A 20,376-nucleotide genomic window follows, 5' to 3' on the forward strand; every position below is an offset into this window, starting at 1 on the left:
TCATTCAATTCGCAGGCAGTATGGCAAAAACGGAATTGGTAAAACGCGATATCAGCTGGCTTTCTTTCAATCACCGGGTGCTTCAGGAAGCGATGGACAAATCGGTGCCCCTTTACGAACGCATCAAGTTTTTGGCCATTTACAGCTCCAATCTCGATGAATTTTACCGGGTGCGGGTAGCCTCTCTGCGCAGTTTTAAAGAACTGAAGAAGAAAACCCGGAAGGCTCTCGACCTGGAGACTAAGCCCAAAAAAGAGCTTAAACAGATCCGCAGGATTGTACAGGAACAGCAAGAGGTCTTTGGCCGCATCTTCCGGACGGATATCATCCCGGAGTTGGAAAAAGCAGGTGTGCGCCTGATCAACAACGAAGCCTTCACAGAACCGCAACAGGAATTTGCCAAACGCTATTTTTTTGAGAAAGTCTACCCCTGCCTGAACCCCATCATTTTGGAGCCGGAATCCGCTTGGCCTTTCCTGGAAAACAAGGGGCTTTACTTTGTGATTGATCTGGAGGGGGAAGGCCGCACCGCTATCCTGCAAATGCCTACAGATAATTTGCCCAGGTTTCAGGAGCTGCCCTCAGAAGAGGAAGGCGTATACTACGTAACTTTTCTGGACGATATTATCCGCTACAACCTTCCGGCTTTTCTGGATGAGCCTATTCTGGGGGCTTATGCTATCAAAGTATCACGGGATGCGGAGCTTTACATCGATGACGAATACTCCGGCGACCTGGTGGGGAAGATTCGCGAAAGCCTCGATGAGCGCAATATCGGGCTGCCCACACGCTTTCTCTACGACAGCCGCATGCGGGAAGAACTCCTGGGGCTGCTCAAAGAGCAACTGAAATTAAGCAAGCACGACCTTATCCCCGGTGCCCGCTATCACAACTTTAATGACTTTTTTGGCTTTCCCAATCCAACGGATCAGAGCGAGCTGCACGATGAGCCCATGGAGCCCCTGCTGCACGAGGAGCTTGAGCAGGCCGAAGCCCTACTGCCTTATCTCCGGGAGCAGGACGCTGTGCTGCACTTTCCCTATCAGGAATACGACTACATCCCAAGGCTGATCCGGGAAGCAGCACAGGACCCGGATGTGACCACCCTCAAGATTACCCTGTACCGGGTTGCCTCCCGCTCTGCGGTAGTGGACGGATTGCTGGAAGCCCTCAAGAACGGAAAGCAGGTCACCGCTTTTATCGAAGCTAAAGCCCGGTTCGACGAAGCCGCCAACCTGTACTGGGGCGCAGAGTTGGAAAAAGCCGGCGCAACGGTGATTTACAGCTACCCCGGTATCAAAGTGCACACCAAGCTATTGCTGATTATTCGGAAGGAAGGAGAGGCGCTGCAGCATTACGCCTACCTGGGTACGGGCAATTTCAATGAGAAAACGGCCCGGTTGTACTGCGATCACGCCTTGCTTACTGCTGATCCCCGCCTGGCTAAAGAAGTCGGGCAGGTCTTCGATTTGCTGGAGCGGAAGATCCTTATGCCCAAGTGCAAACATCTGTTGGTTTCTCCGTTCACCACGAGGAGCGGTTTTGAGGCTTTGCTGAAGCAGGAGACCAAGCATGCCAAAGCAGGGCGAAAAGCCTACGCCATACTCAAAATGAACAGCCTGGAAGACCCCGAAATGATTGAAAAAATCTACGAAGCTTGCCGGGCTGGCGTGAAGGTACGATTGATTGTCCGTGGTATCTGCTGTGCGGTGCCTGATTTGGAAGGCGTGGGTGAAAACCTGGAAATCATCAGCATCGTAGACCGGTTTTTGGAGCATGCGCGGGTTTATATTTTTGGGAATGGAGGGGAAGAGCGTCTGTTTCTCGCCTCAGCCGACTGGATGACCCGCAACCTGGACCGCCGGGTGGAGGTAGTTTTCCCGGTTTATGATAAAAGAATCCGGGAGGAAATCCGGCACATCATCAACCTGCAACTTGCTGATAATACCAAGGCCCGTATCATTAATGCCGAACAAAATAACCCTTACCATTATCAGGGGGGCACGCCGGTAAGGGCTCAGGTCGCCACCTACCAATGGCTGGCTAAGCGGGAACCTGTAGGTTTACAATAAGTTAGCACAAAGATAATTCAGGGCTAACGCCCTTCGGGTTGACACGTACTATTTTTACCATAAAAAAGTGACGAAGATCAACCACCTGCGGGATTGGGTATTCCACCGCGTGCACAAGAGCAACCTCGTTTACAATACCTGCTGGGAAGACCCTCGCTGCGACCGCGAACTCATGGCTATTGATGCGGACAGCGAAATTGTGATGATCACAAGCGCCGGCTGCAATGCGCTGGATTACCTGCTGGATGCGCCCAAAGCGGTGCACTGCATTGACATGAACCCCCGTCAGAACGCCCTGCTGGAGCTCAAACGTGCCTTTTTCAGCCACAGCGGCCCGGAAACGTTGTTTCAAGTGTTTGGCCGGGGCAGTCACGAGGCTTTCCCGGAGCTCTATCAACAGCAGCTCCGTTCTGCACTGCCTGCCTATGCACAGGAATACTGGGATGAGCACCTCAATTACTTTTCACCTAAAGGCTTGCGGAAATCCTTTTATCATTTTGGCTCTTCGGGCACTTTCGCCTGGCTGGCCAGCAATTACCTAAAGGGGCGCAAGAAACTCTTCCGTCAGATCGATCAAATGTTCCATGCTGCTGCGCTGGAAGAGCAAAAGGAAATCTACCTGCAAGTGGAAGAGCGTGTCCTGAATAATATGGTAGAATGGATGGTCAACCGCCACCTCACCATGTGCCTGGTAGGGGTGCCCCGGTCGCAGCAGGAGCTTTTTGTGAAAAAATACGAGCGGGGCGCTTTAGGCTTTATTCAGGAGTGCCTGCGGAAAGTCTTCACGGAGTTGCCTTTGCAGGACAACTACTTCTACCGGTTGTACATGTACGGCACCTACACAGAAACCTGCGCACCTAACTACCTGTTGCCGGAGCACTTTGAGCCCCTTCGTGACCGAATAGACCGGGTGCAAACAAATACCACTACAATCAGTCAGTTCCTGAAGGACAATCCTGGTGCCTATTCTCACTACGTACTCCTTGATCACCAAGACTGGCTGGCGGCCAATGACCGGCCTGCACTGGAAGAAGAGTGGCGATTGATTCTGAAGAATAGCCGGCCTGGCACCAAAATACTGCTGCGCTCAGCGGCTCATGAAGTGGACTTCTTTCCTGATTTTGTACGGGAAGCCGTTACTTTCGAGCAGGAGTTGACAGCTAAAACCCACCAACTTGACCGGGTGGGCACTTACGCTAGTGTTTATCTGGCCGAGGTACAGTAGCCACCTCCTTAATCAAAAAATCAAATATGGCATCCAAGCATATCACGGTCTCCGTTTCAGAACAGAACGAGACTATGCAGCGCTATTACGTGCTGCAATCCAAAATCTACGACCTCACCCGCTGGACCTTCCTGTTTGGGCGTCGGGCAGTCATCCGCCAATTGCCCCTTGATCCCGGAAAAGCGCACCGTATCCTGGAAGTGGGCTGCGGCACCGGCTACAACCTTCGGCTGCTGGCCCGCCGTTTTTCCAAAGCTCACCTGACCGGGCTGGACGTATCTGCTCACATGATTGAGAAAGCCACAAAAGCGACCAAGCCGTTTGCGCAGCGGGTCCAACTGGAGGAGCGCCCCTATGTACTGGGTGACACTCAATACCTGGGGCAATTCGATGCTGTCCTTTTTTCCTATTCACTGACCATGATTAATCCGCAGTGGGAGGAGCTGATCCGGCAGGCTAAGGCTGATCTGAAGCCAGGGGGCGTTATAGCGGTAGCCGACTTTTTTGATTCCCGGTTTGGGTGGTTCAAAACCCATATGGGCAATAATCATGTTCGCATGGATAGGCACCTGCTGCCGCTTTTGGAGCAGGAATTCACAACCCTTTCCCATAGTGTGAAGCCAGCCTACGGTGGGGTGTGGGATTACTTCGTGCATTTGGGCAGGAAGGTGTAAGGTTGTATCTTGTTTTTGTAAAATTGCCGATTTTTGTTTGGTGTGGGGGCAGGAAAAGTTGGCGAATATGCTAATTTGGTGGGCATTACTGCAACCAAATTCAAATTAGCATGAACACACGAAAAATCTTACTGTCGGAAAATGAGATTCCGGAAGCATGGTACAATATTGTGCACGATATGCCCAACAAGCCTCTGCCTCCGCTGCACCCCGGCACAAAGGAGCCCATCGGCCCGGATGCCCTGGCGCCCCTTTTCCCAATGGGCCTGATCCAACAGGAAGTGACTCAGGAAAAGTGGGTGGAAATACCGGAGGAAGTCCGCGAGGTCTATAAAATCTGGCGCCCCACGCCAATGTTTCGGGCCACAGGGTTGGAGAAAGCGCTGGACACTCCTGCCAAAATTTACTACAAGTACGAAGGTGTGAGCCCTTCCGGTTCTCACAAGCCCAATACAGCGGTTGCGCAGGCATACTACAACAAGCAGGAAGGCGTAAAGCGCATCACGACCGAAACCGGCGCCGGTCAGTGGGGCAGTGCCCTGAGTTTTGCCTGTCAGCACTTCGGTATCGAATGTGAGGTGTACATGGTGAAGATAAGCTACGAGCAGGAGCCCTACCGAAAGATGATGATGAACACCTGGGGTGCCAAAGTCCACCCTTCGCCCACTGACCTTACCGAAGCGGGGCGTCAGGTACTGGCCAAAGACCCCAATTCGCCGGGTAGCCTTGGCATTGCCATTTCAGAAGCTGTAGAGCGTGCAGCTTCTGATGAGCATACTAAATACGCCTTAGGCAGTGTGCTCAATCACGTCCTCATGCACCAAACGGTCATTGGGCTGGAAGCCGTCAAGCAGATGGAGAAAGCCGGAGATCAGCCGGATATTGTGGTGGCGCCCTTTGGTGGAGGTTCCAACTTTGCCGGCATCAGCTTCCCTTTCCTGCGGCTGAATCTGGAAGAGGGCCAAAATATCCGGTGCATTGCCAGTGAGCCCTCCTCCTGTCCCAAGCTCACCCGCGGTGTGTTCCGTTATGACTTCGGCGATATGGTCGGAATGACCCCGCTGCTGCCGATGTATACCCTTGGGCATAATTTCGTCCCGGCACCGATTCATGCCGGAGGGCTGCGCTACCATGGTGCAGGCGTTGTGGTGAGTCAGCTGCTAAGGGATCAACTTATTGAAGCCCGCGCACACGATCAGTTGGAGTGCTTCGAAGCAGGCGTGCTTTTCGCCAAAACAGAAGGCATCATTCCTGCGCCTGAGACCAACCACGCTATCGCCACGGCCATTCAGGAAGCCAGGCGCTGTAAGGAGGAAGGCAAGAGCGAGACCATCCTGATCCATCTTTGCGGGCACGGCAACTTTGACCTGGCTGCCTACGAAAATTACCTGAGCGGCAACCTGGTCAGGCACGAAATCACCGAGGAGGAAATACAGGCGGCTTTGGCAGAGCTGGATACGCCTACGATTGACTAATCTATTTAGGAGCGTTAATGAAATCAGCGGCATTGGTGATCCTTTTGGGATTATCAGTGCCGCTTTGTCTTGCTTGGATTTCGTAATACGCCCCTAGGGTCGACTCTGGAAACATGGGTGGAAGTGTGGGGAGGCAGTTTAGAAGCTTTGTAGCTTAAGTTATTGGTAGTCAGGTTTTTGGATGCAAAAGGTGTATTTGTTGCCTAGAACCTATGACGTCCGGAAGCGCGATCTTTACTACTGTAAAATGCCCGCTAAAAAGCGGCGGCTGCGGCTATGGCGGGGGCTGAAATTCCGTTATTTCGTTTCCCCTGTATAGTGCAGCGGGATGAAACAAGCTAAATCAAACAACAAAATAACATGGCAAAATTAAATTTTGGTGGCGTAGAGGAAAACGTGGTCACCCGTGAAGAATTCCCCCTGGAAAAGGCCCGGGAAGTGATGAAAGACGAGACGATTGCGGTCATCGGTTATGGTGTTCAGGGGCCGGGGCAAGCCCTCAACCTGAAAGACAATGGTTTCAATGTGATCGTCGGGCAGCGCCAGAATTCCAAGACCTGGGACAAAGCTGTAGATGATGGCTGGGAGCCAGGTGTAACGCTATTTCCCATTGAGGAAGCAGTGGAGCGTGGTACCGTTATTCAGTACCTGCTGAGCGATGCGGCACAGATCTCCGTATGGCCTAAGATTAAACCGCTTTTGACCAAAGGCAAAGCCTTGTATTTTTCTCATGGCTTTGGCATTACCTACAAGGAGCGCACCGGCATCATTCCGCCAGAGGATGTAGACGTCATCCTGGTGGCGCCGAAGGGTTCCGGAACGAGCTTGCGGCGTTTGTTTGTAGCCGGGAAAGGTTTGAATTCCAGTTTCGCGGTATTCCAGGATGCGACTGGGCGTGCTAAGGACCGGGTAGTTGCTTTGGGTATTGGCGTAGGTTCGGGCTACCTATTTGAGACGACTTTCAAGCAGGAGGTTTTCAGTGACCTCACGGGTGAGCGCGGCTCGCTGATGGGCGCTATTCAGGGGCTCTTTGCTGCACAGTACGACTGTCTGCGCCGTCATGGCCACAGCCCGTCCGAAGCCTTTAATGAAACCGTCGAGGAGCTGACCCAAAGCCTGATGCCGCTCGTAGCCGAGAACGGTATGGACTGGATGTATGCTAATTGCTCTACTACGGCACAGCGTGGTGCGTTGGACTGGTGGAAGAAGTTCCGGGATGCAGTTTCGCCGGTTTTCGATGAGCTGTATGATAGTGTAGCCAAAGGCGAAGAGGCACAGCGGTCCATTGATTCCAATAGTCAATCGGATTACCGGGAGAAGCTGGAGGCGGAACTGAAAGAATTGCACGATAGCGAGATGTGGCAGGCAGGGCGTACGGTGCGTGGGTTGCGTCCGGAGAATCAGGAGGAGAAGGTGGGGTAGTCTTGCAGTGGGCAGTTTTTTAGTCGGCAGTGGGGTAGTCGGCAGTCGGCAGTCTTGCAGTCGGTAGTCTTGCAGTGGGGCAGTCTTACAGTGGGGCAGTCTTGCAGTGGGGTAGTCTGGGCAGTATTGCAGTGGGGCAGTCTTGCAGTGGGGCAGTCTGGCAGTCGGCAGTGGGCAGTCTGGCAGTGGGGGGATTTGTTTAACTTGTCTTAAAATGGGATAGGATGGAGAAGAGATTTAATTTGAGGTATACGGAGCTGCTGGCTTACAAGAAGGCATTTGAGCTGGCGGTTGATATCTTTGAAGTTTCTAAGTCCTTTCCTAAAGAGGAGCGGTACTCGTTGACGGATCAGATCCGGCGGGCATCGCGTTCGGTGTGTGCGAATATTGCTGAGGGCTACAGGAAGCGGCGTTATCCCAAGCATTTTATCAGCAAGTTGTCTGATTCGGATGCGGAGAATGCGGAGGTGCAGGTTTGGACGCAATTTGCCTACCGGTTCGGTTATATTCCTGTGGGGCAGCATGATACGTGGTTGGAAAACTCCGTTGAGGTGGGCTCTTTGCTGGGGTATATGATGGACAACCCGGGCAAGTTTAAGTGAAGGCCGGCTGCCTTGTTGATGGCTGACCAGGCTATCTGATTTTTTATAGACTATTGATGTACAGCGAACTACCGGAAAAAGTAATCCCATGTCAACATCCACGACTACGAACGTTTTGCCCTCTGTAGAGGCGATTTACAAAGCGAAGATGCGCCTGCGCGGAGTGGCAGAGCCTACACCTCTGACCTTCAACTACCACATGTCAGAGCATTACGACTGCCGTTTGTACTTCAAGCGGGAGGATATGCAGGTGGTACGTTCCTACAAAATCCGGGGTGCCTACAACAAAATGGCTACGGTACCCAAGGATAAACTGGAGAACGGCGTAGTCTGCGCCAGTGCCGGGAATCATGCCCAGGGTTTTGCCTTCGCCTGCCAGAAAATGAAGGTGAAGGGTAAAGTCTACATGCCCAGCGTGACGCCCCGGCAGAAGATCAAAAAGGTCAAGCTCTTTGGCAAAGAATGGGTGGAAGTGGTGTTGACAGGGGATACTTTTGATGATGCTTACCATGAGGCGGTCAAAGATGCGGAAGAGCATGGCAAAGAGTTTATCCACCCGTTCGATGACCTGCGCACCATCGAGGGGCAGGGGACAGTGGGATTGGAGATTCTTGAAGATTGTAATGAGAGCCTGGACTATGTCTTCTGTGCTATTGGTGGTGGTGGGCTGGTTTCCGGATTAGGAAGTTACTTCCATCAACTGAGCCCGAATACCAAAATCATCGGTGTGGAACCGGCAGGCGCCCCGGCCATGTACGAATCGCTTAAAGCTGGTGAGCCGGTTACCCTGGAACATATCGACAGCTTTGTGGATGGCGCCGCCGTGCGCAGGGTAGGGGACCTGACCTTTAAAATCGCCCAGCAGGTGGTGGACGATATGGTGCTGGTGCCGGAAGGTAAAGTTTGTAGTACCATTTTACAGCTGTACAACGAAGAGGGCATAGTAGTCGAGCCGGCTGGCGCACTGACTGTAGCGGCACTGGATTTTTACAAAGAGCAGATCAAAGGCAAGAACGTCGTCTGCATCCTGAGCGGAAGCAACAACGATATTACCCGCACCGAGGAAATCAAGGAACGCTCTCTGCTCTACGAAGGGTTAAAGCACTACTTTATCATCCGCTTTCCGCAGCGGGCAGGTGCTTTACGCGATTTTCTCAACAACGTCCTCGGCCCCAACGACGACATCACCCACTTCGAGTACACCAAAAAGCACAACCGGGATTCCGGACCTGCCCTTGTAGGGATTCAGTTGCAGCAGTGGGAAGACTACAACCGCTTGCTGGAGCGTATGCAAGCCTCCAAAATTGATTACCAAACATTGAATGACAGTAAGATGCTGTTTGATTTATTGGTATAAGGTCAAATTTCAGTTTCCCCCATTTTTAGAATCTCGTGAAACTCTGCCTCCGCAACCGGCATAACCGACAACCTCCCAATACGCACAAGCGGCATTTCCTGCAGCTTCGGATTGGCTTTGATGGCCTTCAAGGGGACGGGCTTGGAAAATGGCTTGACGGCGGCCATGTCTACCGCACTCCAATCGCCTTTTTCAGCTGTAGGGTCAGGATAGGCTTCGCGTACCACTTTGCAGATGCCCGCTACCTCAAGCCCTTTGCGGCTGTGGTAAAACAGGACAAGATCGCTCACCCGCATGCTGCGCAGGTGATTGCGGGCGGCATAATTGCGTACGCCATCCCAGCGCCCGGTACCTTCAGCCTGCAGGTCAGGAAAGCCATATTCATCCGGTTCTGATTTGACGAGCTAGTAATTCATAACGGTTTGTTTTGGATACCAATGACGGCCATCATGCGCCCGGTAGTACCCTCATTGCGGCGGTGTGAAAAATAATGGTCATTGTCTGCCCAGGTGCAGTAGGGCGACACTTCAATATGGGCTTCAGGAATGCCCGCATCTAGCAGCTGGGCCTGATTGGCGCCCTTGAGGTCAGCCAACCATTTGCCGGGCTTAACGCCAGGCTTCAGATGGGCTTTGGGCAGACGGCCTGCGACCCGCTCATCAACCTCGTAGTGGGGTTGGGTGATGCAGGTGCCGATGTAGGCCAGGCAGTCTTCTGGATGGGTCCCAAAGGCCTCCTCCATCCGGTTCAGCGTATGGGTGACAATCTGTGCGGCTGTACCCTGCCAACCGGCGTGAATAGCGGCGACTGCCCGTTCTTTAGGATCGAAGACCAGCACCGGAGTGCAATCGGCAATCGTCACCCCAATAAGCAGACCTGGCTCTTTGGTGATGATGGCGTCATAACCATGATGGCCGCCCGGTGCAGTGGCCACCAAAACCTCCTTGCCGTGCACCTGATAACTGTAGCAGAATGCGCCATCCGGCCAGCCCAGCGCCTTAAAGAACCGCTGCCGGTTTTGCCCGATGTGCTCCGGAGCATCTTCGGTGTTGATGCCCAGATTGAGGCTGTGGTAAGGCGCCGGGCTCACACCGCCACTGCGCTGACTTTCGGCAGCCACTACGGGGTGAAGGGCAAAGATTTGGGGCTGATGCATCATACCTGCCAAGTTAATCTAAACTTTCCAGAAGTCATCGTCCGGATAGGCTGCTGCCAGCACATCATCAAAGTAATCAGCGTAGTGGATATTAATACCCTCTTTGATGTGGTCTTGCAACTCCTCAAAGTCCCGGCGGTTGTCTTCCGGCAGGATCAGACTGGTAATGCCCACCCGGCGGGCAGCAATGGTCTTTTCCTTCACGCCACCGATCGGCAGGACCTTTCCGGTAAGGGTCAGTTCGCCTGTCATGGCGATATCGTCGCGGATCGCTTTGCCAGTGGCCAGTGAAAAGAGGGACAGTGCCATGGTAATACCTGCGGAAGGGCCATCCTTCGGGGTTGCGCCAGCGGGCACGTGCAGGTGCACCTGATGCTTATCGTAGTAGTTTTTAACCTCCTCTGCTTCAAAGGCTGCCAGGCGGGAACGGACGTAGGTGTGAGCTATGGCGGCGGATTCCTTCATCACATCCCCTAACTGACCGGTTTGTTTAAAGCTGCCGCTCTGCCCAGGTATGCCGTTCGCTTCGATGTATAGCGTGGCACCGCCCAGAGAGGTATAGGCCAGCCCAAGCGCTACGCCGGGGATGGACTTGTTGTAAAGCCGCTCTGATTTGAAGATGGGCTTGCCGAGAAATTCCTCGATATCGTCCTTATCTACCGTGAAGTCGATGGTCTCTTCTTCTGCCAGTTTCAGAGTCGCTTTTCGGATGATTTTGCGGATTTGTTTTTCCAGGTTGCGTACGCCGGCTTCCCGGGCATACTTTTCTACGATGACCCGAAGCGCCTCCTCGGTTATGTCAATTTCATCTTCTTCAAAGCCATGTTCCTTCAGTTGCTTGGGCAACAGGTAGCGCCGGGCAATTTGCACCTTCTCATCAGAAATGTACCCCGCCAGGCGGATAACCTCCATACGGTCGAGCAATGGCCCGGGAATGGTATCCAGCTGATTGGCGGTGGTGATGAAGAGGACGTTGGACAGGTCATAAGGCAGGTCCAGGTAGTGGTCCATGAAGCTGTTGTTCTGCTCGGGGTCCAGGACTTCCAACAAAGCTGAAGCCGGGTCTCCCCGGAAGCTGCTGCCGATTTTGTCGATCTCATCCAGCATAATAACCGGATTGGAGGTGCCCGCCCGCTTCAGCGCCTGAATGAGCTTGCCCGGCATCGCCCCGATGTAGGTCCGACGGTGCCCCTTGATTTCCGCCTCATCCCGCATACCTCCTACGGAGAAACGGAAAAATTCCCGGTTCAGGGCGTGCGCAACGGACTTGCCAATAGAGGTCTTGCCCACACCCGGAGGGCCAACGAGGCAAACGATAGAGCCGCTTACTGCGCCCCGCTTTATGACAGTGCTGAGGAACTCCAGGATGCGGTCCTTGACTTCTTCCAGCCCGTAGTGCTCGTCGTTCAGTATCGCGCGTGCAGCTTTGATATCTGAATTATCTTCTGAATGAATGCCCCAGGGCAGGCTGCCGATGGTTTCCAGGTAAGTTCGTGTGACGTTAAATTCCGGGGACTGAATGTTGAGGGTCCGGAGTTTATTGAGTTCGTCCTCTACGGTCTTTTGCACCTCCTCTGGCAGGTCCTTGTCTTCAAAGAGCTTTTCCAGCTTTTCGATTTCCGATTCGCCTTCCTCCTTTTCCATACCGAGCTCCTTTTTGATGGCTTTCAGTTGCTCGCGCAGGAAGAATTCCTTCTGCTGTTTGTTGACCTTTTCCTCAATCTGCTGATTGATGCGTTTCTGGATTTTGGCAATTTCCAGTTCTTCTTTGATGAGCTTGAGCAGGGTTTGAGCGCGCTCGTGGAGGTCGTAGATTTCAAGCAAATCCTGCAGGACTTCGGCATCGGAAGACAAGAGGTTGCTGATGACGTCCATGGTCAGGCCCGGCGCATCATAGTTGAGCTGGGAGACCACCATGTTGACCTGTTCCTGAAACAGGGGGTTGAGCTGGAGCAGGGCTTTGATCTCCCCGCTGATCGCCATCATGTAGGCCTTGAGGTCCTGATCGGGTTTTTCTTCAGGCTCGTTGTGGTATTGCACCTCCCAACGCAGAGCGGGCTTCACGAGCACCACTCGCCTTTTGCGGAAACGGGAAACGCCCCGACCCAGAATCTGGGCAACGCCGGGAGCCGCTTCATTGACTCTGAGGACCTGGAAGAGGGTGCCATGTTCGTAGAATTCAGATTCGGTATAATCCTCCGTGCTGTAGTCTTGAGCCATTACTAAGCCGAGGTAACCATCTTGTTCTTCTACCGCCTTTTTGATCGCATCTACCATTTCTTTGCCCTTGAAAGTCAGGGGCATGGCCAGCCCCGGGAAAATGGGGCGCTGCTGAAGCGGCAGGATGGTCAGGTTTTGCGGGAGTACATTCTCTACCCGCTGTAGTTGCTGGTCTGCACTTTCTGATTGTACTTCTTCTATGATTTCTTCGTCTGTAATGATATCGTTGCTCATTGGGTGGAATTGGTTTAGGTCAAATGATTAGCTAACCTTCACTAATGTGTAGGCGACCTGATAAATGCATTCAATGGGCGTGCCATATTAATGCAAACGGACGAAGTGGCAGGCGTGTGCAGTATCTGCTGACAAAGTGGCTTGTTTTTTTGTTTAAATGATATCCTGATGCGACAAGGGACTAGTGCCTCGGGTCCTAAATCCTTGACACCCCACGTTTCGTTCTTTTGCAGCTAATTGTCGTTGGATCCCGGATAAATCCGGGATTACATAGCGCTGCTATGCGCGGAAACCTCCGTCTCAATTAGCTACAAAATAACTTTAACTTAGGTATCAGAGACTTAAAACCCGAGGCACTAGGGAAATCAAAAAACAGGGAATATGTAAGCTGGAAAACATAACCTTCTAAATTCTCATGCGTACATTTAGTGAATGGGGTGTCCTTAAAGCACGAAACTGATGATAAAGACAAAAAAGACTGAATTGAATGGATAGAATATATATTGGGGTACTGATGGCAGCCATGGTTTTATTGGGCGCATGTAGCTCCGATACTGGTTTGACTCCTGAAGGCAAGCAGCACTCGGGGGGTGAAAGCACATCTGGTACAGACACTTTATACTACCTGGCTTTGGGCGATAGTTATACGATTGGAGCATCCGTGGAGCCACAGGGGCGGTTCCCGGTACAGCTTACGGCCCGTCTGAATGCAGTGCATCAGGACTCCGTTTTCATCAAGAGCCCGGACATCATCGCCAAAAGCGGATGGACCTCATCAGATTTGCTGGATGCCGCAGAGCAGGCCGAAGCACTTAACCGGCCCTACGACCTTGTTACCCTGCTCATTGGCGTCAATAATCAGTATCAGCGCCTGCCCTTTGTGACTTTTGAGCGCGACCTGGAGGACTTGTTGCACTTTGCAATCGAGGCAGCGGCCGGCGATACGAGCCGTTTAGTGCTGGTTTCGGTACCTGATTATGCTTATACGCCCTTTGGGCAGAACTTTGGTGAGCCTGCACAGATTTCCTCCGAAATTGACAAGTATAATGGTTATCTGGAACAGCAAGCTCAGCTCTACGGAATACCCTTTATTAACGTCACCCCGATGTCCCGTGAGGGCTTGCAGGATCCCGATTTACTGGCAGAAGACGACCTGCACCCTTCTGCCAAAATGTATACAGGCTGGGTGAATCTGATGCTCCGGGATGTGGAAAGAGCATTATCGCTTCAATAGCGCGCGTACTTTGCCGGCGTATTCCCAAAAGAAGTCTGAAATATCCGGCGTGAGTCGAAGTCCAATAATTGCTGTGCAGTAAAGCAGGGTGGCAATGCCCGAGCGCAGGACAAGGTCTGCGAGGAAATGCCATTCCCAAACCGGAATAAGATAGTCTACCCCCAGACAGGCCAGGCCGACCCCTGCCAGCCCCAGCATCCGCCAGGAGAAAGGGTGCATCTGATAATGCCGGTAGATGAAAGACTGAATAAAGACATTAATCAGCACGATCGTCAGTGCGGTAGCCAAAGCCGCTCCGGTGATGCCCAGCCAATTGATGAAAAGATAGTTCGTTATGATAGTCAGGATAGCGGTAGCGCCTTTGAACAGAAGGTCGTACCGAAACAGGGGGGAATAATTGAGCAACAATCCGTTATAGCCATTCGCTGCGTGTGCCAGCTGGCCCAGCCCCAGAAAGACAGCCACCATTTTTCCCGTTTCAAAGCCCTCGCCCAAGATCGTTGCGATATGTTCCAGATTGATGATGATGCCCACGTAGATGAGCACCCCCACCGCCAGATTGCTCAGTGCCAGGCGGCTGTATAAATCCTGAATCTCGTCAAAATCCTCCCGCTTCCAGGCATCTGCCAGCAGTGGAGAAGCAATTTTCGCCAGTCCCTGATGCGGTATGATGATGACCTGCGCAAAGAACATGTAGACGGTGTATATACCCGCGGCGGAATAATTGAGCAGGGCAGGGATCATGAGGATGTCTATCTTGGTGGTGATTTTGCTGCCCAGGCTTGCAAAAACCGAGTAAAAGCTATAACTAGCGATCTCTTTAAAAACAGGCTTCCGGAATACCGGCCATCCGCTGCGCAGGTGCAGTTCGCCAATGTACCAGGTAAAGCCCAGCATGCCTGCTATACTGGCCACAAACCGGCAAACATAAAGGACGATAAAGGCAGACAAGCTGATATACCCGAAGCCATACGCCAGTATAAACCCCAGTGCCAGCACTCTGGCGAAGACGTCGCGGAAAAAGGTCGGCACTCTTGGCCGGAGCAAAGCTGCCAGGTAATTTTCGAGCAACTCCAGGTAAGCTACCATCGCAAGGGCTACGAAGAGCAGGTTGTAGTAGTCATCTACAAAAGTTTGTCCTTCGTCGGTAGTATAAATCTGTAGCAGAAAGTCTTTGGCAAGAAAAAGCACCAAGCCGGTGACCAACAGCCCCAGGGTGCGAAGCAGAAAGAGGAAAGACAGGTAGCCGCTGTGCTGCTCGTTTTTATTTTTGAAATATGGGAAAAAGCGGATAATGGTGGCATTGCTCCCGAAACTCGCGAGCAGCGTAAACAGCATGGCCAGTTCCATCAGCCAGTTGGTAAAGCCCAGCACTTCTTCGCCCACCATACGCGGGTAGAGGATGTTATTGGCAAAACCAATGAGCAAGCCGATGTACATAAACAGGCCGGAGCCAATTCCCTGACGCTTAATGCTTCCCATGCAGCAAAACTAATGAAACTGAGATGAACGTCTTTATACTGTGTACCGGAAGGAGTGGGTCTATGACATTCATCAGAGCCTGCCAGCACATCACCAACTATACGGCGGGCCACGAAACCCGGTCGACCCTTCTGGGCGAAGACCGGATTGCCTACCCCGATCAGCACATTGAGGCTGACAACCGCCTGAGTTGGATGCTCGGCAAGTTAGGCAAAAAATATGGCAAGGATGCGTTTTACGTGCACCTCAAGCGGGATGTGGAGGCTACGGCGGTGAGCTTCAACAGGCGGTGGGGCAGAGCTCGCAGTATTATTGACGCCTACACAGAAGGTATTCTTATGCGGCCCAGGGAGCGCGGTGTGGAGCTTTGTGCAGATTATGTAGAGACGGTACATCAAAATGTAGGGTATTTTTTGAGGGATAAGCCTAACCGTATTCAGGTTGACCTTGAAGATGCCAAAACGGGGTTCCGCCGGTTTTGGAATACTGTCGGGGCAGAGGGGGATCTAGAAGCCGCGCTAGCAGAATGGGATATCCGAAATAATCCATCCGTTTCTCCAAGTATGGTGGACCGTGTACGCTCCTTTCTCCGCCAAATATGATAACTTCGCCCTATGAATAAGCAAAAACTCTACACAACCTTTTCCTTTTTCAAAACAGCCGCAGCGTTGAGTGCGCTCTGCGTATTGGTGCTGCTTTTAATGGAATACCTAGGGCATCCTGGCTTTCTTCTTCCTGGGCTGGCTTTGATCAGCCTTGGGTTTATTATCCTTAGCTTTAGAATCGTACAGCTGATTTACAGACTTCAGCTCGATCGCGTGCATGATACCAATCAGGTGGAAAGTATGCAATGGATTTACCAGCAATTTCAGCCCAAAGTGGCTTTCCCGCCTATGCGGGTTATTGCAGGATCGCCGGACTTCTTCAAGGTTATTGTAGAGCACTGCATTGAGTTGCAACCTAAAGTCATTGTTGAAGCAGGTTCAGGTGTGTCTTCAGTAGTTATTTCAGAATGGTTAAGGTCCGTGGGTAGTGATGCCCGTCATTATGCGCTGGATCATCTGGAAAAGTACGCTAAAGAAACAGAAGAAAAGGTTGTGAACTCCAATAGCAAAATTCTTTACGCTCCACTCAAGAATTATAACCTGAGTGGTTCAAATTGGCAATGGTACGATATTGAAGAGCTTGCTAATGTGGACAGCATTGATTTGTTAATTATTGATGGACCACCGGAAGATATTCAAAAAGAGGCTCGGTTCCCGGCTCTGCCTCTTCTGTTCGAAAAGCTAAGCGATAAGGCAGTCATCATTCTCGACGATACTAATCGACCCGATGAACAGTCTATTATTAAACGATGGAAAGCTACCCATCAACTTAAAGAAAAGTATCTATTCACTGAAAAAGGCACAACAGTTTTATACAAATGATCATTACCGAATGATCTGAACATCGCCTGTCATGATTTCTGTGGCACCATTGAGGAACTCCACTTCTATAAGCCAGGTAAACACTTTTATGTTTTGTTTTGTGTTCCTTGTATATCCATCCCATGACGGTGAGATTAAATGTGGATCAAATGACTCGGCCTTGAAAACTTCATTGCCCCATTTATCGAAAATTAAAAACTTAAGCACTTTACGAACGCCACAGCCCGGATAAATTGTAAAATAGTCATTAACCCGATCTCCATTAGGGCTAAATGCATTGGGAACATAAATACTCTTATCCAAGAAAAGATCAATTTGAGTTGTGGCGCTATCAATACAATTGTACTCATTGATAACCGTGAGGGTATAATTAACCCCATTTTCTGGAGAGACCAACTCTGGGAAAATACAGTCATTACAGCTCAGCCCAATAGAAGGAGACCATGTTGTCTCGATATACCCCGTGGAATCCAGAATAAACGGCTTCAGCGTTTGAAATTCGCAATAATTATAGCTAGTGGTTGGTGCAAGTGTAATTTGAGGTGGGGTTATAACCGCTAAGTGAAAGCTTGAAGAGTCGCTACACCAATCATTAACAGCTTCAACAAAGTAATTTCCTGTACTTTCCGGGGTAAGTGAGGGTAAGTTTAAAATACTAGAGACTTGAACTTCACTATTCGGCAAAAGCCAGAAAACAGAGGTGTTTTGTAATGCTCCTTTAGCCTCTAACTCAAGGTTCGACCCCAAGCAAACGGTAACTGTATCTTCGACTTCAAGATTGATGGCTGGCTTGATATCAACATATGTTGTATCCTGAGCTTGACAAAAACCATATTGAGCTTGAAGAATGTAATCGCCTGAGTTGTTGAATGTGGTTGGAGAAATTTCAGGATTCTGAAAATTGGAAAGAAAACCCCCAGGTCCGTACCAGGATAATGTGGCATCAAGGTCGCTTTGCCCTATTAATTGAATGCTTTCTTCTTCACATGTGGGCCCATTATTGTCTGCACTTAGGCCTATTAAGTGGTTTGGTGATGGTAGGGTGAAATCAAAGTTTGCATACAACGTACAGCCTTGTAACAAATCGGATACACTTTCTACAGCATATACCCCAGGAGCTAAACCGGTTAAAATGATTAAGGAATCGGTATCTGGGGTTAATTCAATTGTCCAAACGTTTTGCTCTTCGTCTCGCACATTTATCAGGAAGGGACGATTGCTTTCAAAGAATGAAGAATAGAGGATAATACCACCATTTGCTTCTGTACAATTGGAGGGTGGTATGACTTCCGATACGATTTCAGCGGAAGCATTTGACAAAACGGTGAAAAGAGTTGGATCTTCCGATATTAGAGCGTTCCCTTTGTCATCTGAAAGTTTGAAGGACCCAAGGGAAACGGGTAGATTATATAAAAAGGCTTGGTTATGATAATTTCCTGGAGGTAACTGGTCCAATCTTACCTTTATTTGCACTTCATATGGAGTAACACTTTCAAGTGTTACTCCATCCATTGCTAGTATTCTGGTACCGGGTCCGGTCGATGGAGCATATTCAAAAGTTGGTAAATTGGTAATGACCTCTTCGATCATCATCCCATCTGGAAGCGTATCTCTCAAAAGAGTTCCGAAAATGGTTTCATGATGTCTGGATTCAATGGATAAATTGAATACAAGAGATTCAGTGTTGCAGTAGAGCGTATCCTGATCAATAGTTTTCTCAAAGACGAGATCATAAGGGCAAGAGCAACCATCGTTTCCTGTAGCGCCTGGACCTGTCCCTAAGAGTACCGCTTCACCTGTTTCACTATTGAGTCCTACTAGTCTATTCTGGAATAGATTAGGCATTCCTTGTAAAGACCCATACCCAAAAAGATTACCCTGAGTATCAAAAAATAGTGCCCCAATGTGACGAACGATGTTATCTGGGACTTCCCCAATTATGGTTACTGCTCCAGCATTAGGAGAGTCCAGATCAACATTAATGCGGATTAAAGCGCCCTGAGCATCCAAAGGGGCAGAGCCTGAACCAGCGTAATTTCGAAGGTAAGAATAAGCTACACCTGGCTGAAAGGGGTCAAAAGCAATATCATCAATTCGGGCTTCAAAAACCCCTGAAAGACCATTAGCGTTATCCCAGTACATTTCTAGTTCAGCGACCAGCTCGAAATCATTTATAACCTCGAAAAACAGTAATTTATTGATTGTATTTTCTCTGTACACATATAGCCCTTCCGGAGTGCAATCACCTGCGCCAGTACTGGCAATACTAACCAAAGGGACATCACCAACAACCTCAAAAGATCCATCTGCTTTGAGCCTGACTATCTGATTTGTATTTTTGCGGTTTGCGTAGATGTAATTGTCATATCGGTTATAACCTACTGCATTGAAATATAAATCATTAAAGGTCGCTAACTCTTGGAACTCAACTTCGCCGCTTTCATTCATTTGTACCCAATGGGAATAGTTTGGAGGAGCATTTTGGTGTAGGGTGATAATCGGCTTTCCATTGCAGGGGAAAGCCTGCCCCGATAAACAATCAGTTATAATGAAAAGCAGTAATACTCCAAGTACAAATTTCACAGAAAGTGCACGCATTGCAAAAAGGTTTAATTACTTCATCAAGTTAGGAATTAAATGTAAAATATTCAACTTTTACCATCGAATGAATAGTGCGCTCTTAGAGTGGGTTGGGACTTTTGTCTTCTAGTCGAAAACTAACAATTTTTTGGTTAGATGAGGCACGGAAACCGGAGTTTAGCCTTAGCTAAACAGCCTGTCCCGCAGTTTGCGGAAAGGATTTTCGGGACGAAGTATAAGCAAACCTGCCTGCGTGTCGAACACTTCGGTCTCCGGTGGCCAAAGCCCACAGGCGATGAGACACAGGCAGGAAAGTGTCCCAGTGCACCGGGATAAAATCCCAACACGCTCTTAATTTCACCCAAACACCTTCCCCCGCATCCTATCTTTCCGAAACCGCCGGATAAACCGCCCTTCCTCAGCCGTCACAATAAATTCATCCTGGTTAAGGAAGGACTGTACCCAGCCCCAGAGCACTGCCAGCCCCGTGATGCCATACGGCTTGTTCAGATAGCCGGCCTTGATGGCGCTGATAAGGGTGATAAAAAAACCGTAGCGCAGGCGGTACATGCCATTACCGACTTTTACCCGGATTTTGACGGAGCCGGTCTCTGCCCCCAGTACCCGGTAGTGCCTGACCTGTAGCTCCGGGTCGACCTGAATGCCCCAGCCATGGAAGCGGGCCAGCAGCTCATCAGCTGTGTCCCAGCCGATGGAGGCGCGTAGTCCGCCAATCTGCTCAAAGCAGGCCCGCCGATAGGACTTGAAGGCGCCTTTGACATGATCAACATCCGAAAAATTTTCGTACACCCATTCCCCATTTTCTTCTATGGCAATGGTGCCGCCGGCGATGCCCAGTTTGGGGTCAGCCCGAAACAGGGAGGCAATGCGCTCAAAATAATGGGTCGGTAGAGTAAGGTCGGCGTCCAGTTTGACCAAAAAGTCGTAGTGATCCTGAATTTGCTGATACCCAAGGTAGAACGCACGTACGACTTTGGAGCCAGCCGCCCGCTGTTCCTTTTTATCGTTGTTGACCAACTGAATCCAGGGGTAGGTTTGCTGATAGCCCTCTACGATTTTACGAGTGCGGTCAGTAGAGCCATCATTGACGATGACCAGGCGCTGTGGGATCAGCGTCTGCGCTGCAATGGACTCGATGGCGCGCCCAATGAAGCCCTCCTCGTTGTAGGCTGGCATGACGATGACGTACTTCATA

16 protein-coding genes are annotated in these 20,376 nt (G+C 50.6%); 10 read left to right on the forward strand and 6 right to left on the reverse strand.

The features are described 5' to 3' along the window. The first annotated feature begins 20 nt into the window (after positions 1 to 20). The 7 genes from ppk1 to ilvA all read left to right on the forward strand — a co-directional run bounded on the left by ppk1 (position 21) and on the right by ilvA (position 8,827). Positions 21 to 2,072 carry a polyphosphate kinase 1 gene (gene ppk1 / locus RIC19_RS11980; protein WP_350178558.1) on the forward strand — a complete coding sequence of 684 codons (2,052 nt, stop codon included), beginning with the start codon at positions 21 to 23 and terminating at the stop codon, positions 2,070 to 2,072. A 67-nt stretch (positions 2,073 to 2,139) separates the two neighbouring features. Continuing rightward, entirely contained in the window at positions 2,140 to 3,297 is a 1,158-nt protein-coding gene (locus tag RIC19_RS11985; RefSeq protein WP_350178559.1) for a BtaA family protein, read from the forward strand. Between the two features lie 26 nt (positions 3,298 to 3,323). Next, positions 3,324 to 3,971, forward strand: a complete 648-nt coding sequence (locus RIC19_RS11990) for a class I SAM-dependent methyltransferase (protein WP_350178560.1) — start codon at positions 3,324 to 3,326, stop codon at positions 3,969 to 3,971. A 110-nt stretch (positions 3,972 to 4,081) separates the two neighbouring features. After that, positions 4,082 to 5,446 (forward strand): TrpB-like pyridoxal phosphate-dependent enzyme, encoded by a 1,365-nt coding sequence (locus tag RIC19_RS11995; RefSeq protein WP_350178561.1) that lies wholly within the window; start codon positions 4,082 to 4,084, stop codon positions 5,444 to 5,446. A gap of 360 nt (positions 5,447 to 5,806) precedes the next feature. Further along, complete coding sequence (gene ilvC, locus RIC19_RS12000) at positions 5,807 to 6,868, forward strand: ketol-acid reductoisomerase (RefSeq protein WP_350178562.1); 1,062 nt, start codon at positions 5,807 to 5,809, stop codon at positions 6,866 to 6,868. Between the two features lie 242 nt (positions 6,869 to 7,110). After that, entirely contained in the window at positions 7,111 to 7,470 is a 360-nt protein-coding gene (locus RIC19_RS12005; protein WP_345894636.1) for a four helix bundle protein, read from the forward strand. An 88-nt stretch (positions 7,471 to 7,558) separates the two neighbouring features. Beyond that, positions 7,559 to 8,827, forward strand: a complete 1,269-nt coding sequence (ilvA, locus tag RIC19_RS12010) for a threonine ammonia-lyase (protein ID WP_350178563.1) — start codon at positions 7,559 to 7,561, stop codon at positions 8,825 to 8,827. Between the two features lie 2 nt (positions 8,828 to 8,829). On the opposite strand, the gene RIC19_RS12015 is transcribed toward ilvA, so the two are convergent. Genes RIC19_RS12015 through lon form a run of 3 tightly spaced genes read right to left on the reverse strand, consistent with a single transcriptional unit; the run spans position 8,830 to position 12,437 of the window. Beyond that, positions 8,830 to 9,192, reverse strand: coding sequence for an EVE domain-containing protein (locus RIC19_RS12015; RefSeq protein WP_350178646.1), 363 nt, complete (start codon positions 9,190 to 9,192; stop codon positions 8,830 to 8,832). Positions 9,193 to 9,239: 47 nt separating this feature from the next. Then, positions 9,240 to 9,986 carry a peptidoglycan editing factor PgeF gene (pgeF, locus tag RIC19_RS12020; protein WP_350178564.1) on the reverse strand — a complete coding sequence of 249 codons (747 nt, stop codon included), beginning with the start codon at positions 9,984 to 9,986 and terminating at the stop codon, positions 9,240 to 9,242. Positions 9,987 to 10,001: 15 nt separating this feature from the next. Further along, on the reverse strand, positions 10,002 to 12,437 hold the full coding sequence (lon, locus tag RIC19_RS12025) for an endopeptidase La (protein ID WP_350178565.1): 2,436 nt from the start codon (positions 12,435 to 12,437) through the stop codon (positions 10,002 to 10,004). 487 nt (positions 12,438 to 12,924) lie between these two features. Between lon and RIC19_RS12030 the strand changes: the two genes are divergently transcribed. Further along, on the forward strand, positions 12,925 to 13,671 hold the full coding sequence (locus RIC19_RS12030) for an SGNH/GDSL hydrolase family protein (RefSeq protein WP_350178566.1): 747 nt from the start codon (positions 12,925 to 12,927) through the stop codon (positions 13,669 to 13,671). Here RIC19_RS12030 and RIC19_RS12035 read toward each other — a convergent pair. After that, on the reverse strand, positions 13,657 to 15,153 hold the full coding sequence (locus RIC19_RS12035; RefSeq protein WP_350178567.1) for an oligosaccharide flippase family protein: 1,497 nt from the start codon (positions 15,151 to 15,153) through the stop codon (positions 13,657 to 13,659). The two genes, RIC19_RS12030 and RIC19_RS12035, sit on opposite strands and share 15 nt — an antisense overlap. Positions 15,154 to 15,215: 62 nt before the next feature. On the opposite strand from RIC19_RS12035, the gene RIC19_RS12040 reads away from it, so the two are divergent. Together RIC19_RS12040 and RIC19_RS12045 are read left to right on the forward strand one after the other, a co-directional pair. After that, on the forward strand, positions 15,216 to 15,755 hold the full coding sequence (locus tag RIC19_RS12040) for a hypothetical protein (RefSeq protein ID WP_350178568.1): 540 nt from the start codon (positions 15,216 to 15,218) through the stop codon (positions 15,753 to 15,755). A gap of 12 nt (positions 15,756 to 15,767) precedes the next feature. Beyond that, positions 15,768 to 16,580 (forward strand): class I SAM-dependent methyltransferase, encoded by an 813-nt coding sequence (locus RIC19_RS12045; RefSeq protein WP_350178569.1) that lies wholly within the window; start codon positions 15,768 to 15,770, stop codon positions 16,578 to 16,580. A 3-nt stretch (positions 16,581 to 16,583) separates the two neighbouring features. Here RIC19_RS12045 and RIC19_RS12050 read toward each other — a convergent pair whose 3' ends face one another. Together RIC19_RS12050 and RIC19_RS12055 are read right to left on the reverse strand one after the other, a co-directional pair. Further along, on the reverse strand, positions 16,584 to 19,178 hold the full coding sequence (locus RIC19_RS12050) for a DUF6923 family protein (protein ID WP_350178570.1): 2,595 nt from the start codon (positions 19,176 to 19,178) through the stop codon (positions 16,584 to 16,586). 339 nt (positions 19,179 to 19,517) lie between these two features. Continuing rightward, positions 19,518 to 20,375, reverse strand: coding sequence for a glycosyltransferase family 2 protein (locus RIC19_RS12055; protein WP_350178571.1), 858 nt, complete (start codon positions 20,373 to 20,375; stop codon positions 19,518 to 19,520). Between the last annotated feature and the right edge of the window lies 1 nt (position 20,376).

The sequence above is a fragment of the Phaeodactylibacter sp. genome, assembly GCF_040219495.1.
Classification (GTDB): Bacteria; Bacteroidota; Bacteroidia; order Chitinophagales; family Saprospiraceae; genus Phaeodactylibacter.